At 44.0% G+C, this 14552-nt stretch carries 16 protein-coding genes; 1 reads left to right on the top strand and 15 read right to left on the bottom strand.

The features are described from left to right. Window position 1: 1 nt before the first annotated feature. The 10 genes from yycF to rpsF all read right to left on the bottom strand — a co-directional run bounded on the left by yycF (window position 2) and on the right by rpsF (window position 10050). Window positions 2-709 (bottom strand): response regulator YycF, encoded by a 708-nt coding sequence (yycF, locus tag B0H99_RS09075; protein WP_106533348.1) that lies wholly within the window; start codon window positions 707-709, stop codon window positions 2-4. 187 nt (window positions 710-896) lie between these two features. Further along, window positions 897-2186, bottom strand: a complete 1290-nt coding sequence (locus tag B0H99_RS09070; RefSeq protein WP_106533347.1) for a peptidoglycan DD-metalloendopeptidase family protein — start codon at window positions 2184-2186, stop codon at window positions 897-899. Between the two features lie 421 nt (window positions 2187-2607). After that, window positions 2608-3894, bottom strand: a complete 1287-nt coding sequence (locus B0H99_RS09065) for an adenylosuccinate synthase (RefSeq protein WP_106533346.1) — start codon at window positions 3892-3894, stop codon at window positions 2608-2610. A gap of 131 nt (window positions 3895-4025) precedes the next feature. Further along, the gene (dnaB, locus tag B0H99_RS09060; RefSeq protein ID WP_106533345.1) at window positions 4026-5381 is read right to left on the bottom strand and encodes a replicative DNA helicase; all 1356 of its coding nucleotides are present in this window, start codon (window positions 5379-5381) and stop codon (window positions 4026-4028) included. Between the two features lie 12 nt (window positions 5382-5393). Then, window positions 5394-5843: a 50S ribosomal protein L9 gene (gene rplI / locus B0H99_RS09055; RefSeq protein ID WP_106533344.1), complete on the bottom strand. Its 450-nt coding sequence runs from the start codon at window positions 5841-5843 to the stop codon at window positions 5394-5396. Beyond that, the gene (locus B0H99_RS09050; RefSeq protein ID WP_106533343.1) at window positions 5840-7816 is read right to left on the bottom strand and encodes a DHH family phosphoesterase; all 1977 of its coding nucleotides are present in this window, start codon (window positions 7814-7816) and stop codon (window positions 5840-5842) included. The genes rplI and B0H99_RS09050 overlap by 4 nt, the downstream gene beginning before the upstream one ends. A gap of 14 nt (window positions 7817-7830) precedes the next feature. Further along, entirely contained in the window at window positions 7831-8790 is a 960-nt protein-coding gene (locus B0H99_RS09045; RefSeq protein ID WP_106533342.1) for a YybS family protein, read from the bottom strand. 157 nt (window positions 8791-8947) lie between these two features. After that, window positions 8948-9184 carry a 30S ribosomal protein S18 gene (gene rpsR / locus B0H99_RS09040; protein WP_106533341.1) on the bottom strand — a complete coding sequence of 79 codons (237 nt, stop codon included), beginning with the start codon at window positions 9182-9184 and terminating at the stop codon, window positions 8948-8950. Window positions 9185-9238: 54 nt separating this feature from the next. Then, complete coding sequence (gene ssb, locus B0H99_RS09035) at window positions 9239-9715, bottom strand: single-stranded DNA-binding protein (RefSeq protein WP_106533340.1); 477 nt, start codon at window positions 9713-9715, stop codon at window positions 9239-9241. Between the two features lie 47 nt (window positions 9716-9762). Next, window positions 9763-10050, bottom strand: coding sequence for a 30S ribosomal protein S6 (gene rpsF / locus B0H99_RS09030; protein WP_106533339.1), 288 nt, complete (start codon window positions 10048-10050; stop codon window positions 9763-9765). Between the two features lie 174 nt (window positions 10051-10224). Between rpsF and B0H99_RS09025 the strand changes: the two genes are divergently transcribed. After that, window positions 10225-10785 (top strand): DUF3267 domain-containing protein, encoded by a 561-nt coding sequence (locus B0H99_RS09025; RefSeq protein WP_106533338.1) that lies wholly within the window; start codon window positions 10225-10227, stop codon window positions 10783-10785. A gap of 16 nt (window positions 10786-10801) precedes the next feature. Here the strand turns inward: B0H99_RS09025 and B0H99_RS09020 are convergent, their stop codons facing one another. The 5 genes from B0H99_RS09020 to B0H99_RS09000 form a co-directional block, all read right to left on the bottom strand. Beyond that, window positions 10802-11185 (bottom strand): gamma-glutamylcyclotransferase family protein, encoded by a 384-nt coding sequence (locus B0H99_RS09020; protein ID WP_106533337.1) that lies wholly within the window; start codon window positions 11183-11185, stop codon window positions 10802-10804. A gap of 181 nt (window positions 11186-11366) precedes the next feature. Continuing rightward, window positions 11367-12467 (bottom strand): redox-regulated ATPase YchF, encoded by a 1101-nt coding sequence (ychF, locus tag B0H99_RS09015; RefSeq protein ID WP_106533336.1) that lies wholly within the window; start codon window positions 12465-12467, stop codon window positions 11367-11369. An 84-nt stretch (window positions 12468-12551) separates the two neighbouring features. Next, window positions 12552-12752 carry a DUF951 domain-containing protein gene (locus B0H99_RS09010; protein ID WP_106533335.1) on the bottom strand — a complete coding sequence of 67 codons (201 nt, stop codon included), beginning with the start codon at window positions 12750-12752 and terminating at the stop codon, window positions 12552-12554. A 38-nt stretch (window positions 12753-12790) separates the two neighbouring features. Continuing rightward, complete coding sequence (locus B0H99_RS09005; RefSeq protein WP_106533334.1) at window positions 12791-13696, bottom strand: mechanosensitive ion channel family protein; 906 nt, start codon at window positions 13694-13696, stop codon at window positions 12791-12793. 23 nt (window positions 13697-13719) lie between these two features. Next, a complete protein-coding gene (locus B0H99_RS09000; protein ID WP_106533333.1) occupies window positions 13720-14433 on the bottom strand; it encodes a DUF554 domain-containing protein in 714 nt (237 codons plus the stop codon). Window positions 14434-14552: the final 119 nt, after the last annotated feature.

Genomic DNA, 14552 nt, shown 5'->3' with positions numbered 1-14552 from the left:
TCTACTCCTGTTCAGGATTTCGCAAGTAATACCCCACCCCGCGGCGTGTTACTATCCACGACGGATGGCTTGGATTATCTTCAATTTTTTCACGCAAACGGCGGATTGTAACATCCACTGTCCGCACATCCCCGAAATAATCATAGCCCCAAACTGTCTGAAGCAAATGTTCACGGGTCATCACTTGGCCGATGTGTTTTCCAAGATAGTGAAGCAATTCAAATTCACGATGCGTCAATTCGATGGTTTCTTCGCGTTTCAGGACTAAATAAGCATCCGGCTGTATCGTCAAAGAACCAACTTGAATGTCATTAGACTGCGGTGCTTCATCGTCAATCGGCACAACGCTCTGGCGGCGCAAGTTTGCTTTTACCCGTGCAATCAATTCACGGGTCGAGAATGGCTTAGTGACATAATCATCAGCACCAAGTTCAAGACCCAACACTTTGTCGATTTCCGAATCTTTCGCAGTTAACATAATGATCGGAAAATCAAACTTTTTGCGGATTTCGCGGCATACTTCCATTCCGTCACGGTTTGGCAGCATGATATCAAGCAACATCAAATCCGGCAGAACTTCTCCTGCCAATTTGATTGCCTCATCGCCATCATAAGCACATACCACATCAAAACCTTCTTTTTTCAAATTAAACTGCAGAATGTCTGCAATCGGCTTTTCATCATCTACAACTAAAATCGTTTTGCTCATCGTTATTCTCCCCTCTATTTCCCCGCTTTTTCGGCGCGAAATTCTACCCGTTTCTTATTCATATCTCCCTATACTTTATCACTGTTGGAGCGGTTTCGCACCTCTTACTCTCTACAGGGTATTTCCCGGGAAATAAATGGTGGATGCAAAAGAGACCAGCCGCAAAATAAGGCCAGTCTCTCAATTTTTAATTGATATAGTCTAATGGATTTTTTGTTTTGCCATCCAATGAAATTTCGAAATGCAGGTGAATGCCGGTAGAGCGGCCAGTAGAACCCATCTTCCCTAGCTTTGTTCCTGCTTGAACCTTTTGTCCTTTTTTCACATCAATTGATTTCAAATGGCCGTAGATTGTTTCATAGCCGTTTTGGTGATCGATGATAACGTGGTTGCCAAGTGTTCCCGCCGGTCCTACAGCTTTTACAATACCATGGTCAGCCGCTTTTATGGCCGAGCCATCCGGGCGGGCAATATCGATGCCGTTATGCCACCGTCCCCAGCGCTTTCCTCTCTTGCTGGAAATATATCCGCCTTCTGCTGGCCATTCAAACTTTCCTGCCCCGACAGACGGAAGCTCTTTCGTGCCTTTTAGGACCACTTCGCCGACCGGCTTCTCGGTAATTTCCATGGCGGTTTCTTCCCGTGCCACTTCTTTGCCGTTTTCCTCTTGGATTGCGAAGGTAAATTCTTTCTTGCCGTCTTTACCTTCAACTTCAACTTTTGAATCACCAATAAAAAGATTTCCATCTTCTTTCTCGTTGATGTCATGCTTATAAACTTCTTCAACCTTTTGTTCTTTTCTGACGTTGACTGCCACTTTATGTTCGTTTAATAGAATATCAACCGCTTGGTCTACAGTCACCACTTGTTCTGGTGCCGCTTGTTGAGATAACCCGGAAATTTTTGCATTGAACGATAAGCCGGTGATGCGGGTTCCCCCTGCTTCCAGTTCCGGCAGCGCTTCTGAAGAATCTTGGGCAACTTCCCACGCTTCAAGCTCTTCCGGAGAAACGTAAGCAAGCTTCAGCCTGCGGACAGTCTCTTCGTAAGCCTCCAGGTCTTTCAAATAGACGGCAATTTTATTATTTACTGCCAGCGTAAACGTTGCCGCTCTAATGGCCAATTTCTCATTAAGATTTGCAATCGTTTCCTGTTCATTTGGAAGAACCGATTCAAAAACCCGTTCTTCTATCACTTGAAAATCTTCGCTTTCCTGCAGATTCAAATCCTCCACAGGAACATCCACCTTTTCAATTTTTTCCTCAATTACCGTTTCGATCGATTCTGCATGTGCTGTTGCGCCGATATACTCGCCGCTAGTATATAAATGATAAATTGTTTTCAGCTTATTATTTTCTGTTGGTTCAGCAGATGCCGGATGGACCGTAAAACTGGCCAACAGCAAAACAGCTGCTATAGCTGTTTTGAAACCATTTGAGCTGCTGATGAGCATACCCGTTTTATTAGTGTAATTCATTGCTTCTTGCGTGACCCCTTCCGTGATTGCAGCAACGCCGCTAGTAAAGTCTATTTTTGGATAACCTTTCCCACTCTAACACGTTCTTATTTCAAAACAACGGGTCTGGAGAATCCGTAAACAAACCGTATTATTAGAGGCAATAATTTCTATTCAGTCGGGATAACGCTTGATCAAGGTCAGTTGAAATACCTAAAATTTCTTCTTCTCTTTTTTTACTGATTAGAAAAGCGTTTTTCCTTTGTCATATTTGTCATATTGAAGAAAAACCCAGTAAGCAATATGTGTACATTTTGTTGCGATAATCTAAAAAGGACTGCCAGCAACCCTTTCTTCTCACTTCAGCGCACTTTTATACTTCAATAAAAATGAAAAAGCTGAAACCGAATAACGGTTTCAGCTTTCTATTTATCGAATGAACTTATCGCCAAACGCTAGTGACGATATTTGTTTGATTGCGGTCTGGCCCTACTGAGAAAATGGAAATCTGTACACCGGTAAGTTGTGCAATGCGCTCCAAGTAATGACGGGCATTTACAGGAAGCTCATCCAAAGATTTGCATCCTGTTACATCTTCTGACCAGCCCGGAAGCTCTTCGTATACCGGTTCGCAATCTGCAAGCATACGCAAGTTTGCTGGGTATTCCGTGATCAATTCGCCTTGATAGCGGTAAGCTGTACAAATTTTGACTGTTTCCAAACCAGTCAATACGTCGATCGAGTTGACGGTAAGATCTGTCAAGCCGCTGACGCGTCTTGCATGGCGAACCACTACACTGTCAAACCAGCCGATGCGGCGCGGGCGACCTGTTGTCGTTCCGTATTCTTTTCCGACTTCGCGGATTTGGTTTCCAACTTCATCGAACAATTCAGTCGGGAAAGGTCCGTCGCCAACACGCGATGTGTAAGCCTTGCATACACCGATAACGTGTTGAATGGCAGTCGGTCCGACTCCGGCTCCGATTGTAACTCCGCCCGCTACCGGGTTGGATGATGTAACGAATGGGTATGTACCTTGGTCGATATCCAGCATGACCCCTTGGGCACCTTCAAACAATACTCGGCGTCCATTGTCCACTGCGTCGTTCAATACTTTTGACGTATCAGTTACATACTTCGCGATTTCCTGGCCATATGAATAGTACTCTTCCATAATTTCTTCAACCGTGAATCCTTCTGTTTCGTAAAACTTCTCGAACATGCGGTTTTTCTCATTCAAATTCATGCGAAGCTTTTCTTCGAACACTTCATGGTCCAAAAGATCCGCCATGCGGATGCCGACACGCGCTGCTTTGTCCATATAAGCTGGCCCGATGCCTTTTCCGGTTGTTCCGATCTTATTGGCGCCGCGGCGTGCTTCTTCTACTTCATCCTGCTTGATGTGGTAAGGCAGAATAACGTGCGCGCGGTTGGATATGCGCAAGTTCTCTGTCGTAATGCCGCGTGCATGCAAACCTTTCAGTTCATTTACAAGCGCTTTTGGATCAACAACCATGCCGTTGCCGATCACGGATATTTTGTCTTTATAGAAAATCCCTGAAGGAATCAAATGCAATTTGTACGTTTCGCCGCCAAAAATAATGGTATGTCCGGCATTGTTCCCGCCTTGGTAACGCGCAATCACTTCTGCGTGTTCAGATAGAAAATCGGTGATTTTCCCTTTTCCTTCGTCTCCCCATTGCGTTCCTACTACTACGATTGATGTCATCGTCCGCACCTCCGTTAGGCATATGCCCTATCTCAAACCGTGTTAATTGTATCAATGAAAAGCGCTTCAGTCAATCAAAATCAAAAGAAAACACGAACGCAATAATGTGTTTTCACATTAAACGTTCGTGTTTAGTATCCGTCTGCTCCTTCGTGCTGACTCCAGTCGATGGTGACGAATTTGTTATATTCTTTTACAAAAGCCAGTTTCACCGTACCGGTCGGACCGTTACGCTGTTTCGCGATAATGATCTCAATCACGTTCTGGTCTTCGGTTTCTTTGTCATAATAATCTTCACGGTATAAAAAGGAAACGATATCGGCATCCTGCTCGATACTTCCGGATTCCCGCAAATCCGACATCATCGGCCGTTTGTCTTGCCGCTGCTCCACTCCACGGGATAGCTGAGACAAAGCGATGACCGGAACTTCCAGTTCACGTGCCAGCCCTTTCAAAGATCGGGAAATGTCGGATACTTCTTGTTGGCGGTTTTCCCCTGCACGCCCCGGCCCTTGAATCAACTGCAAATAATCAATCATGATCATGCCTAAGCCGTGCTCCTGTTTCAATCGACGGCATTTTGCCCGGATATCATTGACCCGGATGCCCGGTGTATCGTCAATAAAAATCCCTGCATTGGAGAGGCTCCCCATTGCCATCGTCAATTTTCGCCAATCTTCGTTTTGAAGCGCACCGGTCCGCATGATTTGCGCATCGATGTTTCCTTCCGCACAAAGCATCCGCATGACTAGCTGCTCGGCGCCCATCTCCAAACTGAAAATCGCAACATTTTCATCCGCTCTTGTCGCCACGTTTTGCGCGACGTTCAAGGCAAAAGCCGTTTTACCGACAGAAGGACGTGCAGCCACGATAATCAGGTCGTTTCGCTGGAACCCGGCTGTCATCTTATCAAGATCCCGGAAGCCTGTAGGAATCCCTGTAACGTCTCCTTTACGCGTATGCAGCAACTCGATGTTGTCGTATGTCTTAACCAATACATCTTTAATATGGATAAAGTCACCGGCGTTTTTCCGGTTTGACACTTCCATCATCTTTTTCTCTGCTTCAGCCAGCAATGCGCCTACTTCGTCTTCACGCGTAAAACCATCTTCCACAATTGATGTCGCCACTCGGATGAGCCGGCGCAAAAGCGCCTTTTCTTCTACGATATGGGCGTAATGCGCAACGTTTGCCGCCGTTGGCACTGCATTGGCGATTTCCGTCAAATAAGACAATCCGCCGACATCTTCTAATTCTTTTTTAACAGACAGCTCTTCTGTCACTGTTACTACGTCAATTGCTTTGCCTTGATCTGACAGCGTCAGCATCGTCTGGAAGATTTTTTGGTGCGAAATGCGGTAAAAATCTTCCGGCATAACAATTTCCGCTACAGTAATCAGCGATTGCGGCTCTAGAAAAATGGCGCCAATAACCGATTGTTCGGCTTCTTGGTTATGCGGAGGAACTCGATCTATCGTTTCGTTCATCGGTGCATCTCCTTACGCTTCTTCAGTTACGTGGACTTTGAGCGTAGCTGTTACTTCTTGATGGATTTTTACCGGGATATTCGTATAACCCAGCGAGCGGATAGCATCATCCAACTCCATTTTGCGTTTGTCGATTTTAATGCCATGCTTTTTCTCTAATTCGGTTGCCACTTGTTTTGTTGTGATTGAACCAAACAATCGGCCGCCTTCGCCTGATTTTGCTTTCAATTCAACTGTCAAAGCTTCAAGCTTGTCTTTCAGCCCTTTTGCTTCCTGCAGTTCCTGTTCAGACAGCTTCTGTTCTTTTTTCTTCTGTCCGTCCAACTGGCTGATAGCCGCTTGGTTGGCTTCAATGGCATAGTTGTTTTTCAATAAGAAGTTATGCGCATAACCATCTGCCACATTCTTGATTTCACCTTTTTTGCCTCTGCCTTTTACATCTTTTAAAAATATAACTTTCATTCGGTTTGTCCTCCTTCATAATGTTCCTCAATCGCATGTTTCAGCAATTCAACCGCTTCTTGGACCGTTGCATCCGGTAGTTGAGTCGCGGCGTTTGTCAAATGGCCGCCGCCGCCAAGCTGTTCCATGATGAGCTGCACATTCACTTCTCCAAGTGAACGGGCGCTGATGCCGACGCCGCTTTCTCCGCGTTCTGCAATGACGAAAGAAGCGTTGACATCTTTCATCGTCAATAAAATATCGGCCGTCTGTGCAATCAGCACAGGGCTGTAGGTTTTTCCAGATTCGCCTTTGGCGATTGCGATGCCATCGGCTACGAATTCGACTGTCTGGACGATTTTTGCGCGTTCTAAGTACGTATCCAAGTCTTCTTTCAGGAGCCGCTGGACAAGAACCGTATCGGCGCCGTTTGCCCGTAAATAAGAAGCTGCTTCAAATGTACGGGCCCCCGTGCGAAGTGTAAAGCTTTTTGTATCAACGATAATCCCGGCAAGCATCGCAGTCGCTTCAAGCATCGATAGCTTCTCATGCTTCGGCTGGTATTCAATCAGCTCAGTCACAAGTTCAGCCGTAGATGAAGCATACGGCTCCATGTAAACGAGCATTGTATTGGTGATAAATTCCTCGCCTCTTCGATGATGGTCGATGATAACTACACGTTCCATCCGCTGAAGCAGCCGTTCGTCGATAACCATGGAAGGCTTGTGGGTATCCACGATAACGAGCAGTGAATTGTCCGTCATAGATGCCAGCGCTTCTTCAGGAGTGATGAATTGGTTGAATAAGTCCGCATCTTCTTCGATTTCGTTCATCAATCGCATAACGCTGCGGTCGTATTCATCGAAATCCAATACAATGCTGCCTTTGACCTTGTTCATTGCGGCCATTTTCGCTACCCCGACAGCAGCTCCTATAGCGTCCATATCCGGCATTTTATGGCCCATGATAAAAACTTGGTCACTTTCCTGGATCAAATCGCGCAATGCATGGGAAATAACACGTGCTCTTACTCTTGTACGTTTTTCGACCGGGTTTGTTTTGCCGCCGTAAAATTTCACTTTGCCGCTCGGGTTCTTAATCGCCACTTGATCGCCGCCTCGGCCAAGCACAAGATCCAAACCGGACTGTGCCATGCTGCCAAGTTCAACAAGCGACGCAGATCCAGCCCCTACACCGATACTCAGCGTCAATGCCAAGTTGTCCTTTGAGGTGACTTCGCGGATATCATCCAAAATGGCAAACTTCGATTTTTCCAGCTCTTTTAAAATGGATTCGTTGAAAATCGCCATAAACCGGTCTGACTGGACACGTTTGACGAAGATTCCGTGTTTCGCTCCCCAGCTGTTGATCAAGGACGTGACCAGGCTATTTAAATTGCTGCGGGTTTGATCATCCATTCCTTGCGACAGTTCATCATAATTATCGATGAACAAAATCCCAATTACCGTCCGGTCCGCGTAATACAATGTCTCAATTTCTACTTGCTCCGTAATATCAAACAAATAAAACAGACGATCATTCACTTTATAATACACCCGGTACTTACGGCCACCCAGTGTAATAGTCATCTCTGTTGCTTCATTAGACGTCGTCAAAGGCAGAAAATCTTCCGACAAAGAGTATAAGGACTCGCCGATCAATGTATCGTATTCCAATGTAGAAGTCATATATGGGTTGGCCCATTCAATATCAAAATTTTCATTTACCAGTAAAATTCCGATCGGCATTTCAAGCAGCGCTTCTTCCCCAACTTTCTTCATGCGGTAAGACAGCGTTTCAATATGTTTTTCAGTCGCTTCATAGGTTTTCTTCTCCATTACCCATGCAGTGGCAAGGGCAATACCGAACAACAAGACAAAAATTCCTGCTATCCATTCCGACCAACGTGAAATCAGAATCGCCGCAGCTAAGCCAAGCAGCAATAGCGCAATAAGCGGATATCGAAGTTTCCTCTTTCTAAAAAAAGCCGACATTATTCTTCAGCTCCTCATTTTCCTTTGAACTCGTGTGCCCGCTTAATCCATCCCCGGATATCAAATCCGAGGTCCACGATTCCGACTATACTCGTAAACGATTGCAGCGGAAAAGCCAGAATGGTAACGATAACCGTCACCCACTTTGGCCAGCCTTCCTGCTTAACATAAAAGTGATAAAACGATATCCCTTGCAAAAATAGCAGCATGTGAAGCAGCACGTAAGCGTTCATAAACATCATATATGCCATTGTTCCAGGCTGAAAATCAGACAGTATGGAGGCCAGCAACACGATTAAATAATACCATAATATACTTTTCGGTAGCTTCATATCCCAAAAAGGCGGAAATTTCGGCACATCCGTACCAATCCGTTTTAATATAGGTAAGTAAAACAATAGCGTAAACCAAACCATCAGAAAGACGGAAGCAACAAGTAAAGTCGGCAATAGCGTTTCCACTAAAACTACCATTTCTTTGACTGCTTCGTTGTATTGTTCCGTCTGGTCTGCAGAAGCCCCGAAGCGCTCCAGCATTGCTCCGGCTTGTGCATACGATTCCTGTATCATAGTAATTGATTCTTCCAGCACGTTAATGCCGAACAGAAAAATCGATGCTACGTATTGCAAAATAGTGGTAAAAAGCAGAACAAGGCCTGAACATAGGAACATGAACAGTTTGCTTTTTCCGTAATGGATGGAAAGCCCGATAGAAAGACCAAGCGGCACGTAAACAAGTGCCAGCGGCAGCGATAGGAGGCCACCGACGATAAAAGACAGGGCCAAGCTGACAACTGCTAAAAGCAAGCTGGGTTTCCATGGATATTTTGCGCTGTACCACGCAATCGGCAAGCCTAAGAATAGGGTAGTGATAACATTTAAAAGAGGTACGTATACTGAGGCTGCAAGCAATACAGCAAAGAATGCTGCCATCATTGCGCCATTAGTAAGTTGTCTTGTTTGTTGATTTTGCATCCGGCTGTTTTTCCCCTTCTTTCGGGTTTATTTCATCCTTGTAATTGTAACATGATTAAGGAACGTGAACAAAAAAGCCGATGAGCAGCAAGCGCCCTTTCCCTGAAAAATGCGAATAAAAAAGAAGACCGGTTTCCCGGCCTTCTTGTGTTTGATCTTATCTTTCTTCCGCAACAAACGGTAGAAGTGCCATGATACGAGAGCGTTTGATAGCGATTGTCAACTTACGTTGCCATTTAGCGCTAGTGCCTGTAACACGACGTGGCAAGATTTTTCCTCGTTCAGAAATGAATTTCTTCAACAAGTCAGTATCTTTGTAGTCGATGTATGTGATGTTGTTAGAAGTGAAATAACAAACCTTTTTGCGTTTCTTTCCTCCGCGACGTGGTGCCATATCGAATTACCTCCTTTATAATAGAATGGGTAGTAAGCGTTAGTGTCGTCCTTTTTAGAACGGCAAATCGTCATCCGATACTTCGATCGGACCGCTGCCGCTTGAGAATGGATCTTCATCTACACGCGTATAGTTTTGTTGACTCGGACTTGGCGATTGGTTCTGCTGATAGGACGGCTGCCCTTGTGAACGATCTGCACCAGCACCAGAATTTCTTGGTTCAAGGAATTGAACGCTATCTGCCACTACTTCAGTCGTATACACACGTTTTCCATCTTGTCCCTCGTAGCTTCCAGTTTGAATGCGGCCTTCTACGCCAGCTAAGCTTCCTTTTTTCAAGAAGTTCGCTGTGTTTTCAGCTTGTTTGCGCCAAACGGTACAATTGATGAAATCCGTTTCTTTTTCACCCGACGCATTGGAGAATGTCCGGTTTACAGCAAGTGTAAAACGAGCAACCGCCGCTCCGCTTGGAGTGTAACGAAGATCAGGATCTTTTGTCAGTCTTCCGACTAAAACAACTCGGTTAATCATCAGAATTCAACCCCCTTTAAGTCAAAATTATGTTCAGGTTCATATGCTTACGCGTCTTTGCGTACAGCGATATGACGAATAATGTCTTCGTTAATGTTCGCAAGACGTGTGTATTCGTTGATAGCTTCAGAACCAGCGTTAACTTTTACGATTTGGTAGAAACCTTCACGTAAATCGTTGATTTCATAAGCTAAACGACGTTTACCCCACTCTTTCGACTCGATGATTTCAGCACCGTTAGAAGTAAGGATATCGTTAAAACGCTCAACTAGAGCTTTTTTCGCTTCCTCTTCGATTGCAGGCTGAATAATGTACATTAATTCATACTCTCTCATCGTGTTGTCACCTCCTCATGGACTTGGGCCCTGCTGATTCCAGCGGGCAAGGAGCAAGCAATTCATAATATTACTCACATCAATGTATTGTAGCACAAACACAGAACCCTCGCAACTATCATTTCAGCAACTTATTCCGTTATACTTTCTATAAATAAGGAAAGAAGTGAATCTATGACACCCGATCGCATTATCGAATTAAAGATGGAAGAAATTGCGCCGAAATTTCTCTGGATCAATGTGTTGCTTCTAATTTTGTTTGCTGCTGCTTACCATTTGTTTGTCGAACCGTTAACTTTTCGCTTCTCCTTTTCTGGCATCGCTTTTTTCATTATCGGCTATTTGGTCTTGATTGTTCTTCATGAACTGTTTCATTTAATTGGTTTTGTCCTGTTTGGAAAAGTCCCCATTTCTTCATTAAACTATGGCGTCGATCTAAAATTAGGCATCGCATTTGCTACGTCGAGCACTCCGGTCCAAAACAAAGCCATGCGCAAAGTGCTGCTTCTCCCTTTTTGGACTACTGCCATTCTGCCGACGCTTGCGGGATTTTGGCTAGAGAACCAAGTATTGGTCCTGCTCGGCGCCATGCTTGCCGCAGGCGCTCTCGGCGACTTTTGGATGTACCGCGAACTGTTGAAAGAGCGCAAAGACGCCTGGGTGCTCGATGACCCCGTTTTTCCGCGTTTGAACATTTACGAAAAATACCCGATAGAAAAAAGCACTGATTTGTAATCAGCGCTTTTTTTGCTTAAACGAATAAAGTTTGCGATTCGTCCCAGACACCATCTGAAATAATTGAGTTCAACAATGATTTATCTTTTGCCACATAAATGACCGCTTCAACTTCTTCTCCTGCAACTTCAACTGCAGTTACTGATTTATCGAAAAGATCTGTTTCTGCTCCTCCTGTATATCCTTCCAGGTCATCAAGAGCTGGCCACAATTCATCCGGAATATCATAAATTTCCCCTATTATATCATCTGAACCAGACAGGACAATTGCTGGATAGCCGAGTCCTGAATCATATAAAACACCTTTTGCAACAGCATGCTCTGCAATCAGTGTAGCTTCATCTAAATAACAATGGTACTTCCCGCCTCTTTTCAACGAGCCATACACAAACAACTTCATGTTCAATCCTCCTATAAAAAAACCGGATGCAGTGGAGCACCCGGTTATGCTTTCTTACTATTTTACTCGATTTTTATCATTTTTAGAAACATTTTGCCTCGATTTCAAAGCTTTTGTAGTATAGTTCTAAAGCTAAAGAGGCTACTTTCATTCCTTTTTGATAAAACATATACCCTTACTTTTAAACGTTAAATCTGAATAACATAACATCGCCGTCTTTAACGATGTACTCTTTGCCTTCTTGACGGACTTTCCCAACTTCTTTGGCAGCAGCCATCGATCCTGTTTCTATAAGATCTTCGTATGCCACAGTTTCAGCACGGATAAAGCCACGTTCAAAATCGGAGTGAATAATTCCAGCACATTGCGGAGCTTTCATGCCTTTTTTGAACGTCCATGCCCGAACTTCCTGCACACCTGCTGTAAAGTAAGTAGCAAGGCCAAGCAAGCTATAAGAAGCTTTGATCAATTGGTCCAAGCCAGATTCTTTGATGCCCAATTCTTCAAGGAACATTTCTTTTTCCTCGTCTTCCAAATCAGCCATTTCTTCTTCGATTTTAGCACAAACAACGATAACTTCTGAATTTTGTTCAGCCGCATATTTACGTACTGTTTGAACGTACTCATTAGCATCAGCGTCAGCAATTTCGTCTTCTGCCACGTTAGCCACGTACAGCATCGGTTTAAGTGTCAAAAGATTTAAGTTCTTCGCGATGCGCAATTCGTCTTCTGTAAAGTCGATTGAACGTGCCATCTGCCCTGCCTCAAATGCTTCGCGCAATTTCATTAACACCGGCTCTTCTGCAACGGCATCTTTATCTTTTTGCTTAACTAATTTGGCTGCACGGGCAATGCGCTTTTCAATGCTTTCCATATCGGCTAAAATCAATTCCAAATTGATAACTTCGATATCAGAAATCGGATCTACTTTACCGGATACATGTGTAACGTTTTCATCCGCAAAACAGCGGACAACTTGGCAAATTGCATCTACTTCACGGATATGGGAAAGGAATTTATTTCCTAAGCCCTCTCCTTTGCTGGCACCTTTTACAATCCCGGCAATATCAGTAAATTCAAATGCTGTAGGAATGGTCTTTTTTGGAACGACCAATTCTGTTAGTTTGTCTAACCGCTCATCGGGAACTTCTACAATCCCGACGTTTGGATCTATTGTACAAAACGGATAGTTCGCTGCTTCAGCGCCCGCTTTAGTAATGGCGTTAAATAATGTGGATTTCCCCACGTTTGGTAAACCTACAATCCCTGCCGTTAATGCCATAGGATTCACGACCTCTCTTCTCAATCACACAATTTTTTTCGCAACCACTCTATTATAGGAAGGAAATGGCCAATTGTCCATTGTTCATTCCGTTTCGGCTTTCACCAATACTTTTTTCATTTTCTTATTAAAGTCGATTCGTGGAATCATTACACTATGTTGGCACCCTTCGCATTTAATCCGGATATCCGCTCCCATGCGGATGATTTTCCAGGCATTGGCGCCACATGGATGGCCTTTTTTCATTTCTACGATATCATTCAAGCCAAACTCTTTCATTTCCATATGCCCGTCTCCTTTTTCGCGCTGCCTAGCAACTCTTATTATTTAGCTTTTTCTGTTGGGCGCTGCATCATAACCATATGTGGAAGTGGTACCTCTACATCGTTTTCATCCAAAAACTCTTTTAGATCGCGCCTCATTCCGCGTGCCACTGCAAAATGCTGCATCGGCAACGTTTCTGCAACTACCCGGACTACCATTTCAGTAGGCGTCAAGCTTTGAACGCCTAAAAATTCAGGTGGCTTGATGATTTGTTCATACTTATCTTGCAGCGTTCCCAGAAATTCCTGGATAAGCGCCTCTACTTTATTAATATCTGCGTTATAAGCAACATTTACATCAACAACCGCAATTGAGTTATTGATCGAAAAATTGACAACATCGGTTATATTTCCATTTGGAAAAATAAACAGTTCGCCCGTATAGGCTTTTACTTTTGTGGTGCGCAGACCGATTTCTTCAACTGTACCTTCCGCTGCGCCGATGCGGACAAAATCTCCTACCGAAAACTGGTCCTCAAAAATTATGAAGAATCCGGTAATGATATCACGCACCAGGTTCTGCGCACCAAAACCGATTGCTAAACCTAGGACCCCGGCTCCCGCAATCAACCCGGTTACGTTAATTTCAAAGGCTGAAAGAATTGCAACTATGGCCATAAAGTATATAACGTAAGCAACAACATTTTCCAAAAGTTTTGATAAGGTCTGCTGTCGCCGTTCGTTATATTTTAATGGCCCTTTAATACGGACCGAAAAACTTTTGCGGATAATCGCTTTTAAGAGCTTTACAATAATTCCAGCTGCTATTGTAATCAGCACCACTTTTACTGCAACTAAGCCGACACTAAACCACATGCTTTGATCGAGTAGCATCTCTTTTGTTTGTTGTGTCATTTTCCCAATATCTGCTGTTACTGTTTGTAAATCTTCTTGCTTCGTACTCATTATTTCACCTTCCCAAACTCACCTTACATTAAGTTGAATTGATACATCACCGTGACAACGCAACCTACAACTAACACACTGGGCAGCAAATTCGCTACCCGTATTTTCGTAATCCCCATCATATTTAAACCGATAGCTACAATCATGACACCGCCTGTAGCGGTCATTTCCTTTATGAACAAGTCCAATGCGGCATTTGGAATCATCAAGCTGATTTGGGTTGCAAATAACGCAATGAGCCCCTCATAAACAAAAACAGGAACTGCCGCTAACAATACTCCAATGCCTAATGTTGAAGCAAGGATAATGGAGATAAATCCATCGATGATGCCTTTGGAAATCAAAACGCCATGTTCATTGCTCAAGCCGCTTTCTAGCGCTCCAATAATTCCCATCGCCCCTATGACAAACATCAACGTTGCCGTAATAAATCCTTGGGCAATGCTGCCTTTGCTTTCTTTTACTGCGAGCTTACGTTCAACCCAATGGCCAAAATCATTCAATTTCTTATCCAAATCGACCAACTCACCAATAACTGCCCCTACAACCAGACTGATAATGACTGTTACAAAATTCCCGCTTTCAAATCCCATTTGTAATCCTAGAACTGCTACCGCTAATCCGATAGCGTACATGACCGTTTCCCGTATCTTCTCAGGGATGTTGCGTAAGGCTCTTCCTATTAATGTCCCTACGACAATAAGCACTGCATTGATCAAAGTCCCTAAGAGAATCATTATTTATCCCCTTCCTCAGACACTTCTCTTTTCTTTATCTTTTATTCGAGATTTCTGTCCAGATTCTAAATCCTAGCTCTACGAAATCATTCAAGATTTTGTAGGATTAAGCAGGCGTC

This window comes from Planomicrobium soli, from assembly GCF_003014655.1.
Lineage (GTDB): Bacteria > Bacillota > Bacilli > Bacillales_A > Planococcaceae > Planococcus > Planococcus soli_B.
Note: the sequence above shows the minus strand (reverse complement) of the source record. Positions and strands in the feature narration are given on the sequence as shown.

Coding starts and splice junctions, on each gene's coding strand:
- B0H99_RS09000 (WP_106533333.1), bottom strand. CDS start 14,433: ATGATTCTCTTAGGGACTTTGATCAATGCAGTGCTTATTGTCGTAGGG.
- ychF (WP_106533336.1), bottom strand. CDS start 12,467: ATGGCATTAACGGCAGGGATTGTAGGTTTACCAAACGTGGGGAAATCC.
- rplI (WP_106533344.1), bottom strand. CDS start 5,843: ATGAAAGTTATATTTTTAAAAGATGTAAAAGGCAGAGGCAAAAAAGGT.
- B0H99_RS09005 (WP_106533334.1), bottom strand. CDS start 13,696: ATGAGTACGAAGCAAGAAGATTTACAAACAGTAACAGCAGATATTGGG.
- B0H99_RS09065 (WP_106533346.1), bottom strand. CDS start 3,894: ATGACATCAATCGTAGTAGTAGGAACGCAATGGGGAGACGAAGGAAAA.
- ssb (WP_106533340.1), bottom strand. CDS start 9,715: ATGATTAACCGAGTTGTTTTAGTCGGAAGACTGACAAAAGATCCTGAT.
- rpsF (WP_106533339.1), bottom strand. CDS start 10,050: ATGAGAGAGTATGAATTAATGTACATTATTCAGCCTGCAATCGAAGAG.
- B0H99_RS09010 (WP_106533335.1), bottom strand. CDS start 12,752: ATGGAAATGAAAGAGTTTGGCTTGAATGATATCGTAGAAATGAAAAAA.
- dnaB (WP_106533345.1), bottom strand. CDS start 5,381: ATGAACGAAACGATAGATCGAGTTCCTCCGCATAACCAAGAAGCCGAA.
- B0H99_RS09050 (WP_106533343.1), bottom strand. CDS start 7,816: ATGTCGGCTTTTTTTAGAAAGAGGAAACTTCGATATCCGCTTATTGCG.
- B0H99_RS09020 (WP_106533337.1), bottom strand. CDS start 11,185: ATGAAGTTGTTTGTGTATGGCTCGTTGAAAAGAGGCGGGAAGTACCAT.
- yycF (WP_106533348.1), bottom strand. CDS start 709: ATGAGCAAAACGATTTTAGTTGTAGATGATGAAAAGCCGATTGCAGAC.
- B0H99_RS09045 (WP_106533342.1), bottom strand. CDS start 8,790: ATGCAAAATCAACAAACAAGACAACTTACTAATGGCGCAATGATGGCA.
- B0H99_RS09025 (WP_106533338.1), top strand. CDS start 10,225: ATGACACCCGATCGCATTATCGAATTAAAGATGGAAGAAATTGCGCCG.
- rpsR (WP_106533341.1), bottom strand. CDS start 9,184: ATGGCACCACGTCGCGGAGGAAAGAAACGCAAAAAGGTTTGTTATTTC.
- B0H99_RS09070 (WP_106533347.1), bottom strand. CDS start 2,186: ATGAATTACACTAATAAAACGGGTATGCTCATCAGCAGCTCAAATGGT.